Annotated in this window: 22 protein-coding genes; 14 read left to right on the plus strand and 8 right to left on the minus strand. The window is 61.8% G+C overall.

From position 1 onward, the window contains the following. Nucleotides 1–166: 166 nt before the first annotated feature. From AEAC466_RS36925 to AEAC466_RS36965, 9 genes are all read left to right on the plus strand, one after another. Nucleotides 167–1501 (plus strand): aspartate aminotransferase family protein, encoded by a 1335-nt coding sequence (locus tag AEAC466_RS36925; protein ID WP_023458931.1) that lies wholly within the window; start codon nucleotides 167–169, stop codon nucleotides 1499–1501. Next, nucleotides 1498–2958 (plus strand): glutamine synthetase family protein, encoded by a 1461-nt coding sequence (locus tag AEAC466_RS36930; protein ID WP_023458932.1) that lies wholly within the window; start codon nucleotides 1498–1500, stop codon nucleotides 2956–2958. Before AEAC466_RS36925 ends, AEAC466_RS36930 begins: the two co-directional genes overlap by 4 nt. Nucleotides 2959–3123: 165 nt before the next feature. Continuing rightward, nucleotides 3124–4197 (plus strand): ABC transporter substrate-binding protein, encoded by a 1074-nt coding sequence (locus AEAC466_RS36935; RefSeq protein ID WP_023458933.1) that lies wholly within the window; start codon nucleotides 3124–3126, stop codon nucleotides 4195–4197. 103 nt (nucleotides 4198–4300) lie between these two features. Then, nucleotides 4301–5203 (plus strand): ABC transporter permease, encoded by a 903-nt coding sequence (locus tag AEAC466_RS36940; protein ID WP_031239076.1) that lies wholly within the window; start codon nucleotides 4301–4303, stop codon nucleotides 5201–5203. Continuing rightward, nucleotides 5200–6078, plus strand: a complete 879-nt coding sequence (locus AEAC466_RS36945) for an ABC transporter permease (protein ID WP_023458935.1) — start codon at nucleotides 5200–5202, stop codon at nucleotides 6076–6078. Before AEAC466_RS36940 ends, AEAC466_RS36945 begins: the two co-directional genes overlap by 4 nt. Further along, on the plus strand, nucleotides 6053–7192 hold the full coding sequence (locus AEAC466_RS36950) for an ABC transporter ATP-binding protein (RefSeq protein WP_200863973.1): 1140 nt from the start codon (nucleotides 6053–6055) through the stop codon (nucleotides 7190–7192). Before AEAC466_RS36945 ends, AEAC466_RS36950 begins: the two co-directional genes overlap by 26 nt. 2 nt (nucleotides 7193–7194) lie before the next feature. Beyond that, on the plus strand, nucleotides 7195–7953 hold the full coding sequence (locus AEAC466_RS36955) for a gamma-glutamyl-gamma-aminobutyrate hydrolase family protein (protein WP_023458937.1): 759 nt from the start codon (nucleotides 7195–7197) through the stop codon (nucleotides 7951–7953). Between the two features lie 196 nt (nucleotides 7954–8149). Further along, nucleotides 8150–9556 carry an aspartate aminotransferase family protein gene (locus tag AEAC466_RS36960; RefSeq protein ID WP_023458938.1) on the plus strand — a complete coding sequence of 469 codons (1407 nt, stop codon included), beginning with the start codon at nucleotides 8150–8152 and terminating at the stop codon, nucleotides 9554–9556. 20 nt (nucleotides 9557–9576) lie between these two features. Then, nucleotides 9577–9912: a hypothetical protein gene (locus AEAC466_RS36965; RefSeq protein ID WP_155913717.1), complete on the plus strand. Its 336-nt coding sequence runs from the start codon at nucleotides 9577–9579 to the stop codon at nucleotides 9910–9912. Between the two features lie 22 nt (nucleotides 9913–9934). Here the strand turns inward: AEAC466_RS36965 and AEAC466_RS36970 are convergent, their stop codons facing one another. Genes AEAC466_RS36970 through AEAC466_RS44555 form a run of 3 tightly spaced genes read right to left on the minus strand, consistent with a single transcriptional unit; the run spans nucleotide 9935 to nucleotide 11231 of the window. Beyond that, nucleotides 9935–10543: a hypothetical protein gene (locus AEAC466_RS36970; protein WP_023458940.1), complete on the minus strand. Its 609-nt coding sequence runs from the start codon at nucleotides 10541–10543 to the stop codon at nucleotides 9935–9937. Further along, nucleotides 10533–11039, minus strand: a complete 507-nt coding sequence (locus AEAC466_RS36975; RefSeq protein WP_023458941.1) for an RNA polymerase sigma factor — start codon at nucleotides 11037–11039, stop codon at nucleotides 10533–10535. The genes AEAC466_RS36970 and AEAC466_RS36975 overlap by 11 nt, the downstream gene beginning before the upstream one ends. A gap of 21 nt (nucleotides 11040–11060) precedes the next feature. Further along, complete coding sequence (locus AEAC466_RS44555; protein ID WP_023458942.1) at nucleotides 11061–11231, minus strand: hypothetical protein; 171 nt, start codon at nucleotides 11229–11231, stop codon at nucleotides 11061–11063. A gap of 153 nt (nucleotides 11232–11384) precedes the next feature. On the opposite strand from AEAC466_RS44555, the gene AEAC466_RS36980 reads away from it, so the two are divergent. Next, nucleotides 11385–12116, plus strand: a complete 732-nt coding sequence (locus AEAC466_RS36980; protein ID WP_031239079.1) for a site-2 protease family protein — start codon at nucleotides 11385–11387, stop codon at nucleotides 12114–12116. A 15-nt stretch (nucleotides 12117–12131) separates the two neighbouring features. On the opposite strand, the gene AEAC466_RS36985 is transcribed toward AEAC466_RS36980, so the two are convergent. From AEAC466_RS36985 to AEAC466_RS36995, 3 genes are all read right to left on the minus strand, one after another. Further along, nucleotides 12132–13163: a methyl-accepting chemotaxis protein gene (locus tag AEAC466_RS36985; RefSeq protein WP_023458944.1), complete on the minus strand. Its 1032-nt coding sequence runs from the start codon at nucleotides 13161–13163 to the stop codon at nucleotides 12132–12134. A gap of 129 nt (nucleotides 13164–13292) precedes the next feature. Then, the gene (locus AEAC466_RS36990; protein WP_023458945.1) at nucleotides 13293–14555 is read right to left on the minus strand and encodes an NAD(P)/FAD-dependent oxidoreductase; all 1263 of its coding nucleotides are present in this window, start codon (nucleotides 14553–14555) and stop codon (nucleotides 13293–13295) included. A gap of 26 nt (nucleotides 14556–14581) precedes the next feature. Continuing rightward, nucleotides 14582–15985, minus strand: a complete 1404-nt coding sequence (locus AEAC466_RS36995) for a glutamine synthetase family protein (RefSeq protein WP_031239081.1) — start codon at nucleotides 15983–15985, stop codon at nucleotides 14582–14584. 351 nt (nucleotides 15986–16336) lie between these two features. On the opposite strand from AEAC466_RS36995, the gene AEAC466_RS37000 reads away from it, so the two are divergent. Together AEAC466_RS37000 and AEAC466_RS37005 are read left to right on the plus strand one after the other, a co-directional pair. Beyond that, complete coding sequence (locus AEAC466_RS37000) at nucleotides 16337–17467, plus strand: mechanosensitive ion channel family protein (RefSeq protein WP_023458947.1); 1131 nt, start codon at nucleotides 16337–16339, stop codon at nucleotides 17465–17467. Beyond that, nucleotides 17415–18185, plus strand: a complete 771-nt coding sequence (locus tag AEAC466_RS37005; protein ID WP_031239084.1) for a TrmH family RNA methyltransferase — start codon at nucleotides 17415–17417, stop codon at nucleotides 18183–18185. Before AEAC466_RS37000 ends, AEAC466_RS37005 begins: the two co-directional genes overlap by 53 nt. 16 nt (nucleotides 18186–18201) lie before the next feature. On the opposite strand, the gene AEAC466_RS43840 is transcribed toward AEAC466_RS37005, so the two are convergent. Further along, nucleotides 18202–20241, minus strand: a complete 2040-nt coding sequence (locus AEAC466_RS43840) for a PAS domain-containing hybrid sensor histidine kinase/response regulator (RefSeq protein ID WP_155913719.1) — start codon at nucleotides 20239–20241, stop codon at nucleotides 18202–18204. A gap of 163 nt (nucleotides 20242–20404) precedes the next feature. On the opposite strand from AEAC466_RS43840, the gene AEAC466_RS37015 reads away from it, so the two are divergent. Beyond that, nucleotides 20405–21478 carry a serine hydrolase domain-containing protein gene (locus AEAC466_RS37015; RefSeq protein WP_235074302.1) on the plus strand — a complete coding sequence of 358 codons (1074 nt, stop codon included), beginning with the start codon at nucleotides 20405–20407 and terminating at the stop codon, nucleotides 21476–21478. Here AEAC466_RS37015 and AEAC466_RS37020 read toward each other — a convergent pair. Next, nucleotides 21466–21714, minus strand: a complete 249-nt coding sequence (locus tag AEAC466_RS37020; RefSeq protein ID WP_035430056.1) for a hypothetical protein — start codon at nucleotides 21712–21714, stop codon at nucleotides 21466–21468. The two genes, AEAC466_RS37015 and AEAC466_RS37020, sit on opposite strands and share 13 nt — an antisense overlap. Nucleotides 21715–21791: 77 nt before the next feature. Between AEAC466_RS37020 and AEAC466_RS37025 the strand changes: the two genes are divergently transcribed. Beyond that, nucleotides 21792–22232 (plus strand): hypothetical protein, encoded by a 441-nt coding sequence (locus tag AEAC466_RS37025; RefSeq protein ID WP_023458952.1) that lies wholly within the window; start codon nucleotides 21792–21794, stop codon nucleotides 22230–22232. Nucleotides 22233–22253: the final 21 nt, after the last annotated feature.

The raw sequence follows: 22253 nt of genomic DNA on the forward strand, positions 1-22253 counted from the left end.
ACCTATTTTTAGACGCCCGTAAGGCCCCCACCACCACATCTTGCGCGATGGAAACGCAAGTATTTGAACATCTTCCGTCAATGCGACGCGCTTCGTGCGGTCCCCCGCCCCACACGTGGGGCGGTATAAGAGGGCAGGCCATTGGCCTGTTCAGTGGGGGTCGGGTTTGAGCACGCTGCACGACTTCATCGCCGAACACCGCGAGATATTCGCATCCGCGCATCCGCAATCGCGGCGGCTGGCCGAGGCGGGGAGCGCGTGGCGTGGCGGCGTGCCCATGCACTGGATGCGCGATTGGGCGACGCCTTTTCCGATCTATGTGGCGTCGGCGCACGACGCGACCCTGATCGATGCCGATGGCGTGGCCTATGACGATTTTTGCCTCGGCGATACGCCATCCATGTTCGGCCACGCCCGTCCTGAACTGGCGGCAGCGGTGGCGCGTCAGGCGGGGGAGGGCGTCAGCTTCATGCTGCCGACCGCGCGCTCCAATGCGGTAGGCGAGTTGCTGCGCCGACGGTTCGGCATGGCGCAATGGCAGGTGGCGACCACGGCGTCGGACGCCAACCGCGCCGTCATCCGCTGGGCGCGCGCCATTACCGGCCGCGACCAGATCCTGATTTTCGACGGCTGTTATCACGGTATGGTCGATGACTGCTTCGTGGCGCTGAAGGACGGCAAGCCGGTCAACAAGGCGGGGCTGATCGGCCAGGTCGTCGACCAGACGCGCACCACCCGCGTCATCCCGTTCAACGATATGGCGGCGCTTGAAGACGCGCTGAAAACCGGCGATGTCGCCGCCGTGCTGGCTGAGCCGGTGATGACCAATTGCGGCATGATCGCGCCGTCGCCCGGGTATCATGCGCGTTTGCGCGAACTGACGCAGCACCATGGCACCTTGCTGATCATGGATGAGACCCACACCCTGTCGTCAGGGCCGGCGGGCTATTGCGGCGTTCACGGCCTCAGCCCGGACATGTTCGTGGTGGGCAAGGCGATTGCCGGGGGCATACCTGCCGCCGTGTGGGGCGTGACCGCAGAGGTCGCCGCGCGCATGGACGCCGCTCAGGCGCGGATCGGGCCGGGGCAATCGGGCATCGGCACCACCTTGTCGGGCAATGCCCTGGTCATGGCGGCGATCGAAACCATGCTGACCGAGGTTATGACGGACGCCGCCTATGCCCATATGCTGGACGGCGCGGCGCGGCTGGTCGATGGCCTGCGGGCAGTCATTGCCGACAAGGCCTTGCCATGGAGCGTGGCCCATGTCGGGGCGCGGGCCGAGCTGATCTTCGCGCCCGAAGCGCCGCAAAACGCCGCCGACATGCGCGCGGTGCTGGACCACGACATGCTGGAAGCGTTTCATCTCTATCTGATCAATCAAGGCGTATTGATTGCGCCTTTCCACAATATGATGCTTATCTCACCGCGGACCGGATTCGACGCTATTGACCGGTTGGTCGCGGCGGTGGCGCAATTTTCTGAGGACCTACCCAAATGAGCACATTCGGCAAGTCGAAACTTCCCGCCAAGGCTACGTCCAAGGCTGTGGCCAAATCCGATCGCGGGTTGCCGCCGTCGCCGCGCGTCGCGACGGTCGAGGAGGCGCAGGCCTTTCTGGATGCTCATCCGCACATCGTCTATTTCGAAATCCTGTTCACGTCGATGACCGGGGTGCCGCGCGGCAAGCGCCTGCGCCGTCATGAGCTTCTGCCCATCTATGAATATGGCCGGTTCCTGCCGGGGTCGATCCTGGTGGTCGATACGCTGGGGGCCGACTGCGAAGATACCGGGCTGGTGTGGGAAGACGGCGATGCCGACCGTGTGGCGCGGCCGGTGCCCGGCACGCTCGTGCCCGCGCCGTGGCTGGGCGACGATGTCGGCCAGGTCATGCTGTCGCTTTACGAACTGGACGGCACGCCCAACGATCTCGATCCGCGCCATGTGCTGCAAGGGGTGCTTGACCGCTACGCCGCCGACGGGTTGACGCCGGTGGTGGCGTGCGAGCTGGAATATTATCTGGTCGATATCGAACGCGGCCACGACGGAAAATTGCGGCCGGCGACCAGCTTCAATACCGATGAAACGCCCAAGGGCACGCAGGTGTACGGCCTGCCGGAAATCGAACAGCACGGCGCCTTTTTCCGCCAGCTCTGGGAAACCGCCGATGCCCAGAACATCCCGCTGGAAGGGGCGATTTCGGAGTTCGCGCCGGGTCAGGTCGAACTGACGCTGAAGCATAAGCCCGACGCCCTGCGCGCCGCCGACGATGCGGTGATGTATAAGCGCCTGGCCAAGGGGGTGGCCCTGTCTTTGGGCATCGAGGCGACCTTCATGGCCAAGCCGTGGTCGGACCGCGCCGGATCGGGCTTTCACGTCCATATCAGCGTCGCCGACCGCGACGGGCAAAATCTGTGCGCCAGCGAGGACCCGCAAGGCTCGAAACTTCTGCACACCATGATCGGCGGCATGAAAGACCATCTGGCCGACTGCATGGGCATATTGGCGCCGGGCGCCAATTCGTACAAGCGTTTCAAGGCCAATTCCTACGCGCCGGTCGGCCTGACCTGGGGCGTCAATAACCGCACCGTCTCCCTGCGCGTCACGGCGGGGCCCGCCCATACCCGCCATGTCGAACACCGCGTTGCGGGGGCCGACGCCAATCCCTATCTGGTACTGGCGGCCATTCTGGCCTGCGCGCATCACGGCATCACGCAAAAGACCGATCCCGGCCCGGCGGTCACCGGCAACGGCTATGCGGCGGCGGCCGAAAGCGGGGCGATACTGCCGACCAACTGGTTCGCCGCCATAGATTATCTCGACAAGTCCAAGGTGTTGCGCGACTATCTCGGCGACCGGTTCATCGACATGTATGTCAAGGTCAAGCGTACCGAGCAGGCGCGTTTCTTCGAGGAAATCACCGAGCTGGATTACGACTGGTATCTGCGTAACGCCTGATGTGGACGCAGGCGCCTGCGGGCCGACCGGATTGTCACGCCGGACAAAAATATTAACAATAAGCCGGGTTGTGATCACATTTGGGGATTGACAGCCTTGCCGTCCCGTATTCCTCTAAGCCCTTCCGGGGTTTTTGCAGAAGACATCTTCACAGGAGACAGGCTTATGAGTTTGGGTTCGTCGCGTCGTTCGCTTTTGACCGCCATGGGGGCCGCCGCCGTGGGGATCAGCTTCGGTGGCCTGTCCGGGTGCACCAAGCCTGTCAGCAAATCGATCAACTTCTATAACTGGGACACCTATATCGGCGACACCACCCTGGCCGATTTCGAAAAGGAAACAGGCGTCAAGGTGAAGATGTCGATCTTCGCCACGAATGACGAACTGTTCGCCAAGATCAAGACGGGTAATGCCGGCTTCGATGTCATCGTGCCATCGAACGATTTTGTCACCTACATGTCCCAGGCCGGGCTTTTGCTGCCGCTCGATCATGCCAAGCTGCCCAACCTCAAGAACATCGATCCGGCCTTCATGAACCCGCCTTACGATCCGGGCCGCAAGTTCAGCGTGCCCTATACCTGGCTGGTGCTGGGCATCGGCTATCGCAAGTCGGCGATGAAGGACGGCAAGGTGCCCGATTCGTGGAAATGGCTGTTCGATTCCGATGTGTACAAGGGCCGCATGGCCCTGTTGCAGGAAGCCGGCGACCTGATGCGCCTGGGCGCCAAATATCTCGGTCATTCGGTCAATGGTATACCCGATGAGATGCTCAAACAGGTCGAAGCCATGCTCATCAAGCAGAAGCCCTATATCAAGGCCTTCCACAATGACGACGGCCAGGACATGCTGCTCAGCAAGGAAGTCGATATCGTCATGGAATATAATGGCGATATCGCGCAGGTCATGAAGGAAGACCCCGACCTGGATTTCGTGGTGCCCAAGGAAGGCTCGCAAATCAATTCCGATACCCTGGCCATCCCGAAGGATGCGCCGAACCCGGAAGAAGCGCATGCCTTCATCAACTACATGATGGATGCCCAGGCGGGCGCCAAGATATACGAGAAAATCCTGTATCCGACGCCGAACGCCGCCGCCAAGGCGCTGATGCCGGAGTCTTACAAGAACAACCCGGTCATCTTCCCGCCCGCAGAGATAATGGCCAAGTGCGAGTATGCGGCCTTCGAAGGCCCCGCCCGCGCCCAGGTCTACGACGCGGCCTTGACGCGCATCAAATCCGCCTAACCCTCGAAAACGCGCCGCAGCCCACTGCGGCGCGTTTTTTAACTGAAATCCCCCTCCGGCCTCCGCCCGCTCCGGGCGTGCGCGCCGTCTATGGAGCGACAGAATGGAACAAGGTTGGCGACAGGCCAAAGGCATGTTCTGGGCGATGCTCACTGCGCCCCTGTTCTGGCTCGTGGTCTTTTTCTTCGTGCCGCTGGGTATTGTCTGGCTGTACAGTTTCGGGGAAAATCGCGGCCTGATCGATATCGTGTTTACCGGCACCTGGTCGAACTACGCTCATATCTTCGACCTCACTCAGCCCTATCTCGACATCTTCGTCAAATCCCTGTGGATCGCGACGCTCACCACCTTTTTCTGCCTGGTGCTGGGCTTTCCGGTCGCGCTAGCCATCACATTCGCGCCGCCGAAGGCCAAGGCCTGGCTGCTGCTGCTGGTCATGCTGCCGTTCTGGACCAATCTTCTGATACGCACCTATGCGCTCATGGCCTTCCTGCGGACCGAAGGCTATATCAACACGACCTATCATGTGCTGTTCGACATGGCCAATGCGGTGGCGGGCGGGCACCTGGGCACGTTCCAGCCGATGGAACTTATGAATACCAATTTCGCCGTCGTGCTGGGGCTGGTCTTCGTCAATCTGCCCTTCATGATCCTGCCGCTTTATTCGACGCTGGACCGGATGGACCGGTCGCTTCTGGAAGCCTCGCTCGATCTCGGCGCCGGTCATATTTCGACCCTGTTCAATATCGTGGTGCCGATGGCCGGGGCGGGGATCGTGTCGGGCATATTGATCACCTTCATTCCCGCGCTCGGCTCCTATCTGACGCCGGACATGCTGGGTGGGCCGGATTCGCAGATGATCGCCAATGTCATCGAGAGCCAGTTCAAGCGCGCCAATAACTGGCCGTTCGGCGCGGCCTTGAGCTTCATCCTGGTCTACATGACCTTCATCGGTATCGCCATCCAGGGATTGCTGGAACGCAAGGACGCGGGGAGAAGCGCATGAGCGACGCCCTTATAAAGCATAAGACAACGCCGCCCGGACCGCTGGAATATCTGCGCCGCTGGCCGCTTCAGGTCTGGCTCGGTCTGGTGGCGTTCTTTCTCTATGCGCCGTTGATTTCGCTGATGGTGTTCAGCTTCAACGATTCGCGTTTCACCACGGTCTGGCGCGGCTTCACGCTGAAATATTATGACAAGGCCTTCCACAATTCGAGCCTGATCGAAGCTTTTGGCAATTCGCTGACCATCGCCTTTTTCTCGACCCTGATCTCGGTGGTGCTGGGGGCCATGGCCGCCATCGTCCTATGGCGGTTCCGTTTCCCGGGCAAGACGGCCTTCAATGCCGGTCTGGCCATTCCGATCGTCGTGCCGGAAATCTGCATGGGGGTGGGGATGCTGGTCTTCTTCGCCAAGATATTGCCGTGGCCGCAAAACCTGACCTGGCCGTTCAATCTGGGCGCCATCATCATTGCCCACGTGTCCTTTTCCTTCCCGTTCGTCGCTGTTGTCGTGCGGGCGCGGCTGGCCAGTTTCAACCGCGAACTGGAAGAGGCGGCCAAGGACCTCGGTGCATCGGAGTTCCGTACCCTGATGGACGTTTTGGTGCCGCATATTCAGCCGTCGCTGGTGGCGGGCGCGCTATTGGCCTTCACCCTCAGCCTGGACGATTTCGTCATCACCTTCTTCACGGCGGGACCGGATACGGTCACCTTCCCGGTCAAGGTCTATTCCATGGTGCGTTTTTCGGTCACGCCGGAAGTCAACGCCGCCTCGACCATCCTCATCATCGTCACTGTCGTTCTGACCTTCCTCGCCCTGAAATTCCAGGGTTCCAGCGCCCTGACCGCCGGCCATGACGGCGGCGCGGAGACCAAGTAACATGACCCATCCCATCATCAGCTTCCAGAATGTGAGCAAACGTTTCGGCAAGACGACCGCCGTCGATAATGTGTCCCTGACCATCAACGAAGGGGAGTTCTTTTCGCTGCTCGGGCCGTCCGGCTGCGGCAAGACCACGCTGTTGCGTATGCTGGCCGGGTTCGAAATGCCGACCGAAGGCCATATCCTGATCGACGGCAAGGACGTCTCCCTGACGCCGCCGAACCAGCGTCCGGTCAATATGGTGTTCCAGTCCTATGCCGTTTTTCCGCACATGACGGTGCTCGATAATGTCGCCTATGGCCTGAAAATGGACGGCGTGCCGGCGGCGGAACGCCGCGACCGCGCCGAAGAGGCGTTGGGTCTGGTGCAACTGGCCGGATATGGCGCGCGCAAGCCCGATCAGTTGTCGGGCGGTCAGAGGCAACGGGTCGCGCTGGCGCGGGCCCTGGTCAAAAAGCCGCGCGTGCTGTTGCTCGACGAACCGCTGTCGGCGCTTGACGCCAAGCTGCGCGACGCCATGCGCTCGGAACTGACCTCCTTGCAGCAAAAGGTCGGCATTACCTTCATCATGGTGACGCACGATCAGGACGAAGCCCTGGCCATGGCGACGCGTTGCGCGGTGATGAACCGGGGGCTGCTGCAACAGGTGGCGACGCCGTCCGACCTGTATGAATTTCCCAATTCGCGCTTCGTCGCCGACTTTATCGGCAGCGTGAACATGTTCGAAGGCACGCTGGACGTCGATGAGCCCGATCACGCCATTATCGCCACCACAGAGGCCGGGCCGATCTATCTCGACCACGGTGTCACCGGCGCGACCGGCACGACCGTGTGGGCGGCGGTGCGGCCGGAAAAGATCGAGATGCATAAGCGCACCGATACGCCGCCCAAGGTGGACGATGCGCCGGAAGGCTATAACGTCATCGCCGGTACGGTCCGGCATCTGGTCTACCTCGGTTCGGAAAGCATCTACGAGGTCGAAATCACCGGCGGCAAGCTGATCAAGGTGGTGCGGCCCAACCTGACGCGCTGGGACCAGGAAGATTTCGTCATCGGCGAAGCGGTCTGGCTCAGCTTCCACGCCTGTTCGCCGGCTGTTTTGCTGAGTTGACCATGCCGCACAGCAAACCCGTTGTCGGCATCATGGCCTGCAACCGGACGGTCGGTGTCGAAAACGCCCATGCCGTCATGGAACGCTATGTGCGCGCCGCCACGGTCTATGGCGATTGCCACGCCCTGCTTATTCCGCCCATGGCCGACGGCTTTTCGTCGGCGGCCCTGACGGCGCGGCTGGATGGGCTCATGCTGACCGGATCGCCGTCCAATGTGCAATCGGAGCTCTACGGCGGGGAGGGCGGGGACGGCCCGTTCGACGAAGGCCGCGACGCGGTGTCGATGGGCATGATCGAATGCATGGTCACCCTGGGCAAGCCGGTCTTCGGCATCTGCCGCGGGTTTCAGGAAATCAATGTGGTGCTGGGGGGCACCTTGCGCCGCGATGTCGGTTTCGGCGCGCATAAGGGGGGCAATGGCATAGATCACCATGCGCCGGACCGCACCGATTTCTTTGCCTTGTTTGACAACCGCCATGAGGTCGCGCTGACGCCGGATGGGGTGCTGGAAAGCGTCTATGGCCGTGACACGCTACGGGTCAATTCCGTCCATTATCAAGGTGTGGACCGCCTGGGCGAAGGGCTGAGCGTGGAGGCCGTGGCACCCGACGGACTGATCGAAGCGTTCAGCGCCAATATCAGCGGATCGCAGGTGCTGGGGGTGCAATGGCACCCGGAATGGCACACCGATACCCAGCCGGAAAGCCAGACCTGGTTCCGCATGATGGGCCAGGCGCTGCGCGGCATGCCCTTGCGTTAAATGCACGCAAAATTGTGATCACAATATTTGACTTGGGCGCGGATTTCACGCAGATTAGGGGCATATTCGCCCCTGAACGTGGCGCACCGGGTTAGCCTTTCGTCCGGCCCTTTTGGCCCACCGTCTCCCCATTCAGAGACGGGTAAATGACGGGGCGGTGTGGTATGTCAGCCGGCCTTGACAAGGAAACGCCCCGATGAACGCTCCGACGCCTCAGCCCCTGCGCAATTACGACATGAATGAGCTGAAAAAACTCGACATGGCGCACCACATGCCGGCCCAGACCGATTACAAGCTTCAGCATGAACTGGGTGGCTCGCGCATCATCACGCGCGCCGACGGGTGCGTGATCACCGACGCCGAAGGCAAGTCGCTGCTCGACGGCATGGCCGGGCTATGGTGCGTCAATGTCGGCTATGGTCGTGAAGAACTGGCGCGCGTCGCCTATGAGCAGATGCTGGAACTGCCCTACTACAACACCTTCTTCAAGACGGCGACGCCGCCGCCGGTCAAGCTGGCGGCCAAGATTGCCGAAAAGATGGCCCTGTCCAATCCCGACCTGACGCACGTCTTCTTCAATTCGTCCGGCTCGGAAGCCAATGATACGGTCTTCCGGCTGGTGCGCTATTACTGGGACCTCAAGGGCGAGCCGAAGCGCAAGATCTTCATTTCGCGCCGTAACGCCTATCACGGCTCGACCGTGGCGGGGGCGTCGCTGGGCGGCATGACGTTCATGCATGAGCAGGGCGGCCTGCCGATCCCCGGCATTGAGCATGTCGATCAGCCCTATCAATTCGGCGAAGGGTTCGGCGAAGACCCCGTAGCCTTTGCTGACCGCGTGGCGCAATCGATTGAGGATCGCATCCTGGCCGTGGGGCCGGAAAATGTCGCGGCCTTCATCGGTGAGCCGGTCCAGGGCGCGGGCGGTGTCATCATTCCGCCTGACAGCTACTGGCCCAAGGTCGAAGCCATCTGCCGCAAATATGGCATACTGCTTATCTGCGACGAAGTGATTTGCGGCTTCGGGCGGCTGGGTCACTGGTTCGGCCACCAGCACTGGGGCGTCAAGCCCGACCTGATCGCCATGGCCAAGGGCATGTCGTCGGGCTATCTGCCGATTTCGGCGGTCGGCGTGTCGAAGAAAATCATCGACGTCCTGCTCGAAAAAGGCGGCGACTTCGTGCACGGCTATACCTATTCCGGCCACCCGACCTGCGCGGCCGTGGCGTTGGCCAATATCGAAATTCTGGAAAACGAGCGTCTGATCGAACGGACGCGCGATGTGACCGGCCCCTATCTGGCCAAGGCTTTGCAACGTCTGTCCGGACACGCGCTGGTCGGCGAGGCGCGCAGCCTCGGCCTCATCGGCGCGGTCGAAATTGTCGCCGAAAAAGGGACGAACAAGCGGTTCAAAGGCGCGGAAGGCACGGCCGGCCCGATCGTGCGCGACCTGTGCATCAAAAACGGCCTGATGGTGCGCGGTATCCGCGATTCCATCGTCATGTGTCCGCCCCTGATCATTACCGAGGCCGAAATCGACCAGATTGTCGACACCATCGAAAAATCGCTGAACGAAGCCGAGCCGGTGCTGCGCGCCCTATGAGGCGGGCGGTTATCGGCGTGATGTCGTTGGGTCTGATTTTGGGGCTGGCGGGGTCCGCGCAGGCGCAGGACATATTTTTCGGCACGCTGGAAAAAGCGCCGGACGGACAGGTGTTTCTTAGCCGCTGCGATCTTGGCAGTACGCGCTACCGGCTTGTGGACGAGGCGGGGGCTGCCGAACGGCCCGTCGCCCGTCTGGCGGACAGCGACATAAAGCCGCCGACTCAGGCCGCCGTATACGGCACGGTGGACGAAGACAAGGACGGCTATGTCCTTCGGGTGATGGCCATCGAGGGTATCGCGCCGGGCAAGACCTGCCATCTGTCGGATGTTCTGACGGACGCCCCGCCGCATTAGGTGTGGATTGCGCCGCCCAGGATCACTGATCCTCTTCGTATTGATCCAGAAGTCGTCGCAGTCGCTCGCCTTCCGGCCTCAGTATGACCCTATACCGGACAGCCTGAATAATCGTGGACACGCCCAATGCGCTTCCAGCCATAATCGACGCCTGCACGATATGGCGTAGTTCCATCTTGCCGACCGCATAAAGTTGCCACAGACAAATGGCCAGGACGACGATAAAAAACACCAACGCAATCGCCATCATTTGTACCCGACTCTGGGCGGTCCGGTTCTCATCGATCAGGGCTCTGAGAACGTCCGGCATGGCAGGTGGTATCTTGGGATGGGCATTCAAATGCCTTCGTTGTTGTGCTTGGGAAGCCAGATAGGCCAGCCACGACACCGTAAGCAGGACCAGGGCGCCCCATTCCTTGGTCATATCGGCGATTTTGCCAACAACCACGGCATAGGCAATAGCGCCTGTCCAGATTAGCAACGCGGCGCCTATTAGGGCCATGCCGAATGTGAAAGCCTTACGGCGACGGGTTAGCGTCTCCATAGTCTTCTCCAGAAGGTAGACCTCCGCTACCGAAGTCCGGTCATTGGCTTCAGACCGCCAAAGGCGCTCCAGTGTGTCAAAATCCATCGGACATGTCTCCAGCAATGGCGACCAGGCGCGCGCGGGCGCGGGTCAGGCGAACGCCAATCGTGTTTTCACTGAGGCCGTGCAGCGCAGACATATCGGCGTAGGACACGCCTTCCAGCGACAGCAGGATCAATGACCGATCCACCGGGGGGAGCTGGCGAATGGCGGCATAAAGCGCCTCAAGGCGCCGTTCTTCCGGCGCGCGACATGTATCTGCCGCCATGGCTGCCAAATCATGCCTCGCGCTGAAAAGGCGCAATCCCATGATACCCTCGCGTCGCTTCCACGTAACGGCCCGGTTATGCGCGACGCGATAAATAAAGGTCGCCATCGATGCTTCGCCGCGAAAAGCCGCGCGCGCCTTCCATACCGAAATCAACAGCTCCTGCATAAGGTCCTGTTGGTCCGCGGGTGCCGCAAAGGCGCGGCTGATCCGTGTCAGCCGGCCCAGCTGCGGCGTGATCCAGGTCGAAAAGTCGTCGCAGGCTTCAGGCATCCCGTTCCTTAGGCTTAAAACCTAATGCGTAACCGCAGCCGCGGAGGCCTGACGCTCGGCACGAAGCGCTTCTCGGTTGTTGTGTTCGAATGCCCCGCTCGCAATGCCGTAAATCAGGCCCGCGATCGCCAGCCCCATAACGATGACCAGTGCCGGAAGGCGATGCTCAGGTTTCAGAAAAAAGACTAACATGTCGATATCCTTTCGATGATGACTATAGATTAGACGAAACAGGACAGCGAACCTTACACATCGGCAGGCAAAAGGGTTGTCGAAAGCGATTAAGCCAAGATGCACCTGGATCAGGCGCTTGCGTTTCGCCGGTGGCGAGGTCATATCAGCCAAATGAAAACCGATATAAGCTGGAATTTCCTGGGCCTTTTCGCGGCCTTTATCGCGGCGGGCGCGGCCCTGGTCTTTCTGCCGACGGGGGCGGGCGTGGCGACCTTCGCCTTCGTGCTGCTGGGGTGGATCGTCAGCGTCTGCCTGCATGAATATGCCCATGCCGCGACCGCCTCTGCCTTTGGCGATGTGTCCATTATCGATCGCGGCTACCTGACGCTCGATCCGGTGAAATATATGAACAGCACGGGCAGTCTGGTCCTGCCGGTCATCGCGCTTGCCCTTGGGGGCATTGCCTTGCCGGGGGCGGCGGTGACCATCCGACCAGACCTGATCCGCCATCGCTGGCAACAGTCTCTGGTGTCGCTGGCCGGACCGGCGATGACGGCTATCCTTGCTGTCGTCGTCTATCTGGCGGCGCAAGGGGCGGCCGATCCGTTGCTGCAAGATGCGCTCATGCTGCTGGCCTTTTTCGAACTGATGGCGTGCGTTCTGAACCTGCTGCCGGTGCCGGGCCTTGACGGCTTCGGGGTGATCGAGCCCTTCCTGCCGCGCGCCGTGCGCCAGTTCTTATCCGGAAAGCGCCTGGCTGTGCTGAACCTGATCCTTTTGGCTCTGGTTTTCTTCCTGGGCTACCGCATCATCATGCCGATCATGGGCCTGGTCATTTCGCCGTTCGATATCGATCTGACTCCCGTCGGGCGCGCCTTCGACCGTTTTCATTTCTGGCGCTGACCCCAGCGAGGCGGGTCAGGCGCTTTTCTGGATGATGACGCCGTACCAGCCCAGCCCGGCATAGGTTTCATATCCGGGCGTGCGGTGGAAGGCGGTTACCGTACCGTCGGGCGCCATGTCGTGGCCGAAGGCGCGGCCGTCATTGCGCAAGCTGACGCGGTCGCTTAACAGGCCGCGATCGTCGGACGCGGCGATGACGCGGCCGGTGGCGTCAACCAGCAGCACGCGCGTGCGCTGGCGTTCTTCCTCGGAGAGGCGGATGCCCTGGGTGATGGCGCGCGCCTGGGGTTGCCAGTCGAAATGAACGCCCAATATGCCGATCAGTTCGCCATCGGCGTCGCCGCCGGCCCGCACGCCGGTGGCGTAGGTGGCGACCTGCGCGTGTTTGAGCAGGGGCTCCACCGCGATGTCGGCGACCGCGAACGCATTGCCGGATGCCAGGGCGCGCGCCTTCTGAAACCAGGGGGTATGGGCGGCGCTGGCGCCGGTGACCGCATAGCTATTGGGGCGGCCATTGGCGATGATGCGGCCGTCCAGATCGCATAGCCAGAGGTCGAGATAGACGGTATAGGCGTCCAATATGACACCCAGGCGGCGGGAGGCATGCGCGCGCACCGCCGGATCCGATAGCGCGGCGGCGCCCACCACAGCAGCATCGGTCGCCCACCAGCGGACGTCGCAGGTGCGTTCGTAGAGATTGCGGTCGATCAGTTCGATGGCGTTCTGGGCCAGATCAACCAGCCGGGTGCCCTGGGTCTGGCGTGCCATGTCGCGCGTCAGGTTTTCGAGCGCGGCGATTTCGCGTCCCAGGCCTTCGGCCATGGTGCTGGATATGGCTTCGACCTGGGTGGAAATCTGACGGACTTCATCGGCGACGACCGCGAAGCCCGCGCCTACGTCTCCGGCGCGCTTGGCTTCGATCAGGGCATTGAGCGCCAGTATGCGTAAAAGCCCGGTTACGCCCTTGATATCGCGAAGATTGTCGCTGGTTACGGACTTGGCCTTGGCCGTGTGTTCGATGATGTCGCGAACGCTTACCGTCTGCATAAAAAACCCCCAATACAGGAGGGAATTAGTTGCGGTGGAAACGGTTAACCGTTTCTGAATATAGGACGGCCGGACGTATATTTTATGCGATTTTTTGTCTAATAAATGCGTAGACGCGACGGTGCGATGCTACAGCCTATCGCGCAGGGCGTAATAGCTTAGCCCTGCAACCAAGGCGGGCCAGCGCAGCAGCCGTCCGCCGAAGAAGGCGGGGGTGGGCAGGCGGGCCAGCAGATCGATATCGCGGGCGTCGCCAGTGACGGCGCGGGCCAGCAATTTGCCGAAATAGGGGGCCAGGACCACACCCTGACCGCTATAGCCGGCGCTGACGAAGGTGCGGTCGTCCAGGCGGCGCACGAACGGCGCCCGCGACAAGGTGATGGCCAGCGTGCCGCCCCAGGCGTGGCTGATGCGCATGTCGGCCAATTGCGGATAGATTTTCAGCATGTTGCGGCGCACGAAGGCCTTGATGTCCTTCGGGAACCAGGGGGTGTAGTTTTCGCCGCCGCCGAACAGCAGGCGGTTATCCGGCGTCTTGCGCCAGTAGTTGACGACGAAGCGCGAATCCGCCGCAGCATAGTCGTTGGGCAGGATGGCCGGGTCGCTTAGCGGCTCAGTTGTGAGGATGAAGTTGTTGATCGGCATGACATGGGCGTCGATGCGGGCGTCAAGTCCCGTGCCGTAGCCATTGGTGCAGATCAGCAGCCGGTCAAAGCGCACCGACGCGCCGCCGCGTACCGTCAGTGTGTTGGGGCCACGGCTTTCGACCGGGCTGTTTTCGAAAATTAGGGCGCCGGCGTCGCGGGCGGCGCGGGCCATGCCGAGCGCCAGTTTCAGCGGATGCAGATGGCCGCCACCGGCGTCGAAGCTGGCGCCGTAATAGACGTCGGTGCCCAGTTCGGTGGCGGTCTCCTGCCTGGACAGCAGGCGGATCTTGTCGTAGCCGTAGCCGGCGACGAAATCGGCATAGGCGCGGTCATCGGCGGCATAGGCCGGTTTGTGCCAGGCGTGGATAAGGCCGTGGCGCAGGTCACAGTCTATGGCGTGGTCGCGGATCAGGGCGTGCAGGCTGGCCTTGGCGTCTTCGGACATGTCCCAAAGCTGGCGCGCGGCGTCGGCGCCCAATTGGGTTTGCATCTGTTCCGGGTCGACACGTTGTCCGGTGTGGATCTGGCCGCCATTGCGGCCCGATGCTCCGGAGCCGATGCGGGCGGCTTCGAGCACCGCCACACGCAGCCCGCGCTGCGCCAGTTCCAGCGCCGCCCCCAGGCCGGTATAGCCGCCACCGATGACGGCGACATCGACGGTGATGTCGTCGCCCAGTGGCGGATAGTCGGGAAGGGACGCCGTTGCGGCGTACCAGGACTCAAGGGGGTGACCGGTGTTTTTCATGGGCGCAAGCCGCGCAGCCGGTGGGCTTAGACGTTCAGCAGCAGGAATTCGCGTTCCCACGGGCTGATGGTCTGCATGAAGGTTTCGTATTCGTGCAGCTTGACCCGCGAATAGGCCGTGACGAATTGCGGGCCCAGTATGTCGATGATCGGCTGGGCGCGTTCCAGCTTGATGATCGCCTGAACCAGCGAATAGGGCAGGTCGCCCTGAGGCAGGGTGGCGGCGTCCTGATCGACCGGTTCGGCCGGTTTCAGTTCATCGACCATACCGAGGTAGCCGGAGGCCAGGACGGCGGCGATGGCCAGATACGGATTGGCGTCCGATGACGGGATGCGGTTTTCCAGGCGGCGGTTGGCCGGATCGGACGGCGGCACGCGCAGGCCCGCCGTGCGGTTGTCATAGCCCCATTGGGTATTGACCGGCGCGCCTGAGCCCTTGGCCAGGCGCCGATAGGAGTTGACATAGGGCGCCAGCAGCGAGGTGATGGCGGGCATGTATTTCTGCTGGCCCGCAATGAAGTGGAAGAAGGCCGGGGTCGGTTCGCCGGTATTGGGATCGGAGAACAGGTTCTTGCCCGTTTTGGCATCGACGATCGACTGGTGGATGTGCATGGCCGAGCCCGGTTCATTGGCCATCGGCTTGGCCATGAAGGTGGCGTAGATGTCGTGTTCCAGCGAGGTTTCCTTGATCGTCCGCTTGAACATCAATACCTGGTCGGCCAGTTCGAGCGGGTCGCCGTGCAACAGGTTGATTTCCATCTGGGCGACGCCGGATTCGTGGATCAGGGTGTCGATTTCCAGGCCCTGGCTTTCCGAATATTCGTACATGTCCTCGAACAGGGCATCAAATTCGTTGACCGCCGAAATCGAATAGCCCTGACGGCCGGTTTCCGGGCGGCCTGAGCGGCCAATCGGCGGTTTCAGCGGGTAATCTGGGTCGATATTCTTTTCGACCAGGTAAAATTCCAGCTCAGGCGCGATGACCGGCTTCCAGCCGCGGGCCTCATAATAGCCGAGCACGCGGCGCAGCACCTGGCGCGGGCTTTCTTCGACCGGGCGGCCGTCGGGATGGAAGGCGTCGTGGATGACCTGGGCCGTCGGGTCATGGGCCCACGGCACGGCGGCCAGCGTGCGGAAATCGGGGCGCAGGAAGATGTCGGTATCGGATTGCACCGTGCCGACCACGCCTTCCAGGTCCGGATAGTCGCCGGTGATGGTCTGGTAGAAGACGGCCAGGGGCAGGTTCATATAGGGCGTATTGAGGAACTTTTTCGATGGCATGATCTTGCCACGCGCCACACCGGCGAGATCGGGGATCAGGCATTCGATCTCCTCGATATTCTGGCTGGCCAGCCAGGCGGTCGCTTCTTCGAGATCGCGCGCGCCGCGTTTCGCGAAGGTCATCTTGTGCCGCTTCGCCTTGGATTTCATGTAGCTGTCGTGTGACATGGTGAGTCTCTTGGGGCTTTCTGTCATTGGATCAGACACCAGCCAGAGCGTTTTTGGCAAACGGAGATTTCTCGATCACTATCGTATCGAAAAAGCTCCGGCTTTTTACCTTAACGCACTTTTTAATCCAAAAAGTGCGTCACACTTTTTGGGAAAGTGCTTAGGAAAAACGCGACGAGGTCCACGGCCAAACTCTACGCGGCCGCCGGGGTATCGGAAAGAGTGTGATCACAATATGCCTGTTTCCCGTCAAAGGCAAGCCATCGCCTATTGACCTTTTATTGCGGTATGGATTTGCTGTAACCCGGTGGGGGCTGTGTATACGGAGTTCGAATGATCCAGTGGTCCGCCAGACTGTCGCAATCTTTTCCTTCACTGTCCTACGTCCCGCAATGGATTGTCGTTGCCGGTCTGGCCGTCCTCGGCTTTGCGGTGGGCGCCGCGGTCGGGCGTGGTGCTATGGCCGCCGCGCGTTGGCTGTGTCAGCGCAATCCGGACCTGTTCAAGCATGTCAATCTGGCCCGGCTGCGCACGCCCCTCTATACCGTCATTCCCATCTTGTGCGCCTTTCTGGCCGTACGCGCCGCCGCCCCCCAGGCCCTGGCCAATCCGGTCGTGCTGGGGGTGGTGAAGATCGTCAGTGTCGCCCTCATTTACTGGCTGGTTCGGCGCATTATCGACATTGCCACCAAGGCGGCGACACGGCGATACGATATTACGGCCAAGGATAATCTGCGGGCGCGGCAGGCGCGCACCCAGATCACGGTGATCAAGAGCATTGCCGAGGTTTTCGTTTTCCTGCTGGCCCTGTCCGCGATATTTCTGATGTTCGATACACTGCGGGGGCTGGGCGTCAGTATCCTCGCCTCGGCCGGTGTGGCGGGTGTCGTTCTGGGCTTTGCGGCTCAGAAGACGCTTGGCAACCTTCTGGCCGGCATCCAGATCGCCCTGACCCAGCCGATCCGCATCGAAGACGCGATTGTGGTCGAAAACGAATGGGGCTGGGTTGAGGAAATCACCCTGACCTATGTCGTGGTGCGGCTGTGGGACCTGAGGCGGCTGGTGCTGCCGATCAGCTATTTCATAGAAAAGCCATTCCAGAACTGGACGCGGACCTCGGCCAATATCATCGGCACGGTGGAGCTATACGCGGACTTTGCCCTGCCGATCGACCCGTTGCGCGAAGAGCTGAAGCGGCTGCTGGCCGGGTCAATGCTGTGGGACGGCAAGACCCAGGTGGTTCAGGTGACGGAGGCGATGCCGACGGTGATCAAAATCCGCGTTCTGGTCTCCGCCGTCGATTCGCCGACCGCCTTCGACCTGCGCTGTCTGGTGCGTGAGCACCTGACGGCCTTCATCGTCGCCAACTATCCGCATTGCCTGCCGCGAACGCGCGCGATATGGGAAGCCGATGATGATCGAAATCGACAGCCCGACCGACCCGCGCCTCAACCTCTACCGTGACGTCAAGGATCGCGACCTGACGGGCCGCGAAGGCCTGTTCATGGCCGAGGGCAAGGTGGTGCTGGAACGGCTGTTCGCTTCGCGGCTGGCGCGGACGGTCAGCGTTCTGACGACGCCGGAGCGGGTGGGCGGACTGGCGCGATTGCCGGACGCGCCGGTCTATGTCGTGCCGCAAGCGGTTATGGATGAGGTGGCGGGATTTGCCATTCATCGTGGCTATCTGGCGCTGGGGGCCTATACGCCGCCGCTATCCCTGGAAGCAGCCGTCGCAGGTAAGCGCGTCCGTGTGCTGGTCCTGTCCGGCATTGCCAATACCGACAATATGGGCGGGCTGATGCGCAATGCGGCGGCGTTTGGCGTCGATGCGGTGGTGCTGGATAGCGCTTGCTGCGATCCGTTGTACCGCAAGGCAATCCGCGTCAGTGTCGGCGGTGTGCTGGAAGTGCCGCATTACCGGGTGGACGACCTGATGGGCACGCTGGCTGCGCTTGACCTGACGCCCTATGCGCTGAGCCCGGCGGGTGCGGTAACGCTGGAAGCGGTGACGCCCGCTGCGCGTTCCGCCCTGCTTTTCGGTGCCGAAGGTCCGGGATTGTCCGCCGAGGTCATGGCCCGATGCACGACGGTGCGCGTCGACATGGCGGGCGGGTTCGACAGCCTCAATGTGGCGACCACCAGCGGGATCGTGCTGTACCGCATGTGCCGCGCCCAGCCGTAGTCTGGACCATCGCGGGTTACCGGCGCAAGGCCTTGATCTTGGCGCGCAGCTCGTCCGGATTGAACGGCTTTGACACATAGTCATCCATGCCGACCGCCAGGCAGCGTTCGCGATCGCCGGCCAAGGCGTGGGCGGTCATGCCGATAATGGGCAGGGGCGGGCGGTGCGCCGTCTGTTCGTCGCGCCGGATGAGGCGTGTGGCATCAAGCCCGTTCATGCCGTGCATCTGCACATCCATCAGAGCGATGGCGTAATCGCCCCGTCTGGCCTTTTCCACGGCGGCCTGGCCGTCGCCGGCGACATCGACGCGATAGCCGAACGCTTCGAGGAAGCTTCGGGCGACCAGCACGTTCGGCTCATAGTCCTCGACCAGCAGGACGCATGGCCGGTCGTGGCCAGCGAAGGCGTCTTCCACCGCACCGGTAAAAGATGTGGGTTCGGGCGCGGCGGCGTCGGGCGCGATTTCCAGCGGCACGGATATGGTGAAGGTCGAACCGACACCGGGCTGGCTTTCGACCGAAATCGCCCCGCCCATGATTTCGGTCAAGGTCTTGGTAATGGCCAAACCCAGGCCTGTGCCGCCATATTTGCGGTTGATCGAGCTGTCGGCCTGGACGAACTTGTCGAAGATGTGCTCGAGATGGTCGGGCGCAATGCCTATGCCGGTGTCGGACACGGCGATGCGGACGGTTTCGATGATGGGATTGTCCGTCGCGTGACAAGTGATGGCGACGTGGATATTGCCCTTTGCGGTGAATTTGACGGCGTTGCTGCACAGGTTGACGATGATCTGGCGCAGGCGGGTGGGGTCGCCCAGGAACAGGCGGTTTTCGATGCATTCACCTTCGCCGGTAAAGGTGAGGCCTTTTTGCCGGACGGGCACGGCCATCATGCTGACCACTTCCTGAACGAGCCGGGCCAGGCTGAACGGGATGTGTTCCAGTTCGACGGTGCGCGCCTCGATCTTGGCGATGTCGAGCAGGTCATTGATCAGGGCCAGAAGACTGTCGGCGCTGGTTTGCAGGGTATGGATGAATTCTTTTTGACGGCCGGTGAGGGGCGACGATTTCGACAACAGGCTCGACAGGCCAATGACGGCGTTCATCGGCGTTCGGATTTCGTGGCTCATATTGGCCAGGAATTCCGACTTGGCGATATTGGCGGCCTCGGCCTTCTGGCGGGCATCGACCAGTTCCTGAATGTCGGTGCAGGTGCCGTACCATTTGGTTATAGCGCCGGAAGGATCGCGCACGCATTGCGCCCGCCCCAGGGTCCAGCGGTAAACGCCGTCGGCGCGACGCAGGCGGTATTCGATCTCATAGGGGGCGCCCGTCTCCAGCGACTGGCGCCACAGCTTCCAGGCACGCGGCTGGTCGTCGGGATGGAAGAGGTCGTTCCAGGCCTCGCCGTCGGTCGAGCCTTCGGGCACGCCCGTATATTCGTACCATCGCCGATTATAGTAGTCGTGATACCCATCCGGCCGTGTGACCCAGATCATCTGGTTGACCGAATTGGCCATGTCGCGAAAGCGCTGTTCGCTGTCGCGCAAGGCGGCCGCCTGGCATTCGCGCTCGGCCTCAGCTACGATCTGGGCGGTGGTTTCGATGGCCCAGTCGATGACGCCGTGGATATGGCCGTCATCGCCGCGCACCGGCGAATAGCAGAAGGTGAACCAACTGTCTTCCGGATGACCGTTGCGCGTCGTGACCAGCTTCAGGTTTTCGAGATAGGTCGCCTCACCCGCCAGGGCGCGAGCGACAATCGGTTCGATGTCCGACCAGATTTCGGCCCACACCGTGGACAGGGGACGGCCCAGCGCATGGCGCTTTTCCCCCAGCATCGGAATATAGGCATCGTTGTAGATGAGGGTGTGTTCAGGTCCCCAGAAAAGGGCGCTGGGGAATTTGGACGCCAGCATCATGTCGGTAACCACCTTCAGGGCGGTGGGCCAGCCGTCCAGGGGGCCGAGCGGCGTTGTGCTCCAGTCGAAATCGCGGATTTCCTGCCCCATTTTTCCGCCGTCGACCGGAAAAACCACCTTTGAACCGATCGTCACGCCCGCGCCTTTGTTGCCGCCATACACCAGAAAGCACTTTTAGCGGCAGAAATTATAAATTTGAAATGAGAAGACGTCGGTCGCGCCGGCTTTCATTACGGCGATTTAAGCTGTGGCCTGGCCGCCCCGTGGTATCGTCCGGCGACGATTGGGAGATATGGCCGTGCACAGACGAGATTGGATGATGGGCGCGGGCGCGCTTTTGGCGACAGCGATACCGGGCCTTAGCCGCGCGGCGGGCAACCGCTTCGACGCCGCCATGGCGCCGTTTGCCGCCGATGGCTTCAACGGTGTGGCGCTGGCCGGACGCGGGGGGAAAATCTTGTGGCAAAAGCCGTATGGCGTGGCCGAAGCCAGGCGCCAGGTCGCCCTGGCGTCACGGTTCGAAACCGGATCGGTGTCGAAATGGATTGCTGCGATAACGGTGATGGCCCTGGTAGATGCGGGGACGGTCGCGCTCGACACGCCGATCATCGCCTATCTTCCGGACTATCGGGCGGATAGCGGCGGGCGCGTCACCCTGCGTCACCTGATGAGCCATTGCAGCGGCGTGCCGAACGATATCGACGCGGCGCGCAAAGCTGATCCGCAGGTGAAGCTGATGGAACTCGACCAGATGGAAGCGGTGCGCCGCTATGCCAGCGGCGATCTGGCCTTCGCGCCGGGAACGCGCTGGGACTATTCCCATTCCAACTGGATATTGACCAAGGCGGTCGCCGAACGGGCCAGCGGGCGGACCTATGGCGAACTGGTGCAGCAGTTCCTGACTGAACCGCTGGGGCTAAAGGATAGCGGTCTGTTTCGTGGCGAATCGAGCGCAACGCCGGGTATGGCGGTGGCCTATGCCACGCTGTCTCCGCCACAACGCAAGCTGAACGGCATTCCGGATTATATGGCGATGGCCGGAGGGTATTACGCTTCGGCGGGGGATCTGTTCCGGCTGATGGCCGGTGTGCTGGACGGTGATGTGCTGACGCCCGCGTCGCGTCGCACCCTGATGCAGGTTCAGATGCCGGATCAGCACTACGCGCTGGGCGGGCGGACGCGCGTCGAACCGATTGCCGGTCAGATGCGCGAAACCGCGTGGGAAGACGGATCGAATGGTGGCTTCCGCCTGGTGGCGCGGCGGGTCCTGGCCGACGGGCATACGGTCATCGTCATGAACAATAGCAGCTTTGACTACATGAAGATGGGCCAGGTGGCCGACGCCCTGATGGCGGCGGCTTACCTGGTTTGATCTGAGGCTTTACCCTTGACGTCCGTTTGCGGACGGTCGTCACCATGGGCAAGTTCATTGTGCCAGACGCTATTGGCATCTTCGTAGGAGATGCCGGTGTCGCTGCCCGGGGCCGTCTGTTCGCGGGCGGCGGTGGTGCCCGCCGCGCGTGCCGCGCTGTTGTTCGGCGCCGAAGGGCCGGGGCTGTCTGCTGAGGTCATAATGTCGCGACAACCAGCGGCATCGTGCTTTACCATATGTGTCGCTGAGGTGGCGCGACGGCCGTTTGTGTAGGCCGCTTGCCACGAACGCGAAATAGGTGTGAAATCAGGCTATGACTCATGACGCGCCCACCACCCGTGACAATATCGATGCAGGCTATCTGCCTGCCGCGGGGGAGCCAACCATGGCGCAGATCATCGCCTATGTGCAGGCACAGGAAGACTTTGCCCGCGACTGGGACAAGACTTTCGAAGGCCGCCCCTCCTATTTCACGCAGGAGTTCTGGTATCTGCTCGTCGGCTGCCAGATGGCGCAGTGGGCCGGTCGGCCATTGTCGGTCGGTCAGGCGTGCCAGAAGATGAAAAGCGGTTCCAATCGTACGCGTGAGGAACGCATCAAGCGCGCTTGCGACGACGGCTACCTAATGAAGGAAAAGGCCGGCGAGGACGGTCGTGCGGCCCTGGTGCGCCCTACCGCCAAGCTGGAAGCCATTCTGCACGACCATTTCGTGCGCACCCGGCAGATGTTCGTCGACGCCTTGAAAACGTCCTGAGCGCAGCAAACTATACGCAGA

The organism is Asticcacaulis sp. AC466, assembly GCF_000495815.1.
Classification (GTDB): Bacteria; Pseudomonadota; Alphaproteobacteria; order Caulobacterales; family Caulobacteraceae; genus Asticcacaulis.

Coding starts and splice junctions, on each gene's coding strand:
- AEAC466_RS36940 (WP_031239076.1), top strand. CDS start 4,301: ATGGAACAAGGTTGGCGACAGGCCAAAGGCATGTTCTGGGCGATGCTC.
- AEAC466_RS36930 (WP_023458932.1), top strand. CDS start 1,498: ATGAGCACATTCGGCAAGTCGAAACTTCCCGCCAAGGCTACGTCCAAG.
- AEAC466_RS37025 (WP_023458952.1), top strand. CDS start 21,792: ATGACTCATGACGCGCCCACCACCCGTGACAATATCGATGCAGGCTAT.
- AEAC466_RS36955 (WP_023458937.1), top strand. CDS start 7,195: ATGCCGCACAGCAAACCCGTTGTCGGCATCATGGCCTGCAACCGGACG.
- AEAC466_RS44555 (WP_023458942.1), bottom strand. CDS start 11,231: ATGTTAGTCTTTTTTCTGAAACCTGAGCATCGCCTTCCGGCACTGGTC.
- AEAC466_RS36995 (WP_031239081.1), bottom strand. CDS start 15,985: ATGAAATCCAAGGCGAAGCGGCACAAGATGACCTTCGCGAAACGCGGC.
- AEAC466_RS36945 (WP_023458935.1), top strand. CDS start 5,200: ATGAGCGACGCCCTTATAAAGCATAAGACAACGCCGCCCGGACCGCTG.
- AEAC466_RS36965 (WP_155913717.1), top strand. CDS start 9,577: ATGTCGTTGGGTCTGATTTTGGGGCTGGCGGGGTCCGCGCAGGCGCAG.
- AEAC466_RS36980 (WP_031239079.1), top strand. CDS start 11,385: ATGAAAACCGATATAAGCTGGAATTTCCTGGGCCTTTTCGCGGCCTTT.
- AEAC466_RS36950 (WP_200863973.1), top strand. CDS start 6,053: ATGACGGCGGCGCGGAGACCAAGTAACATGACCCATCCCATCATCAGC.
- AEAC466_RS36985 (WP_023458944.1), bottom strand. CDS start 13,163: ATGCAGACGGTAAGCGTTCGCGACATCATCGAACACACGGCCAAGGCC.
- AEAC466_RS37005 (WP_031239084.1), top strand. CDS start 17,415: ATGATGATCGAAATCGACAGCCCGACCGACCCGCGCCTCAACCTCTAC.
- AEAC466_RS37000 (WP_023458947.1), top strand. CDS start 16,337: ATGATCCAGTGGTCCGCCAGACTGTCGCAATCTTTTCCTTCACTGTCC.
- AEAC466_RS36990 (WP_023458945.1), bottom strand. CDS start 14,555: ATGAAAAACACCGGTCACCCCCTTGAGTCCTGGTACGCCGCAACGGCG.
- AEAC466_RS37020 (WP_035430056.1), bottom strand. CDS start 21,714: ATGGTAAAGCACGATGCCGCTGGTTGTCGCGACATTATGACCTCAGCA.
- AEAC466_RS36935 (WP_023458933.1), top strand. CDS start 3,124: ATGAGTTTGGGTTCGTCGCGTCGTTCGCTTTTGACCGCCATGGGGGCC.
- AEAC466_RS36970 (WP_023458940.1), bottom strand. CDS start 10,543: ATGGATTTTGACACACTGGAGCGCCTTTGGCGGTCTGAAGCCAATGAC.
- AEAC466_RS36975 (WP_023458941.1), bottom strand. CDS start 11,039: ATGCCTGAAGCCTGCGACGACTTTTCGACCTGGATCACGCCGCAGCTG.
- AEAC466_RS36960 (WP_023458938.1), top strand. CDS start 8,150: ATGAACGCTCCGACGCCTCAGCCCCTGCGCAATTACGACATGAATGAG.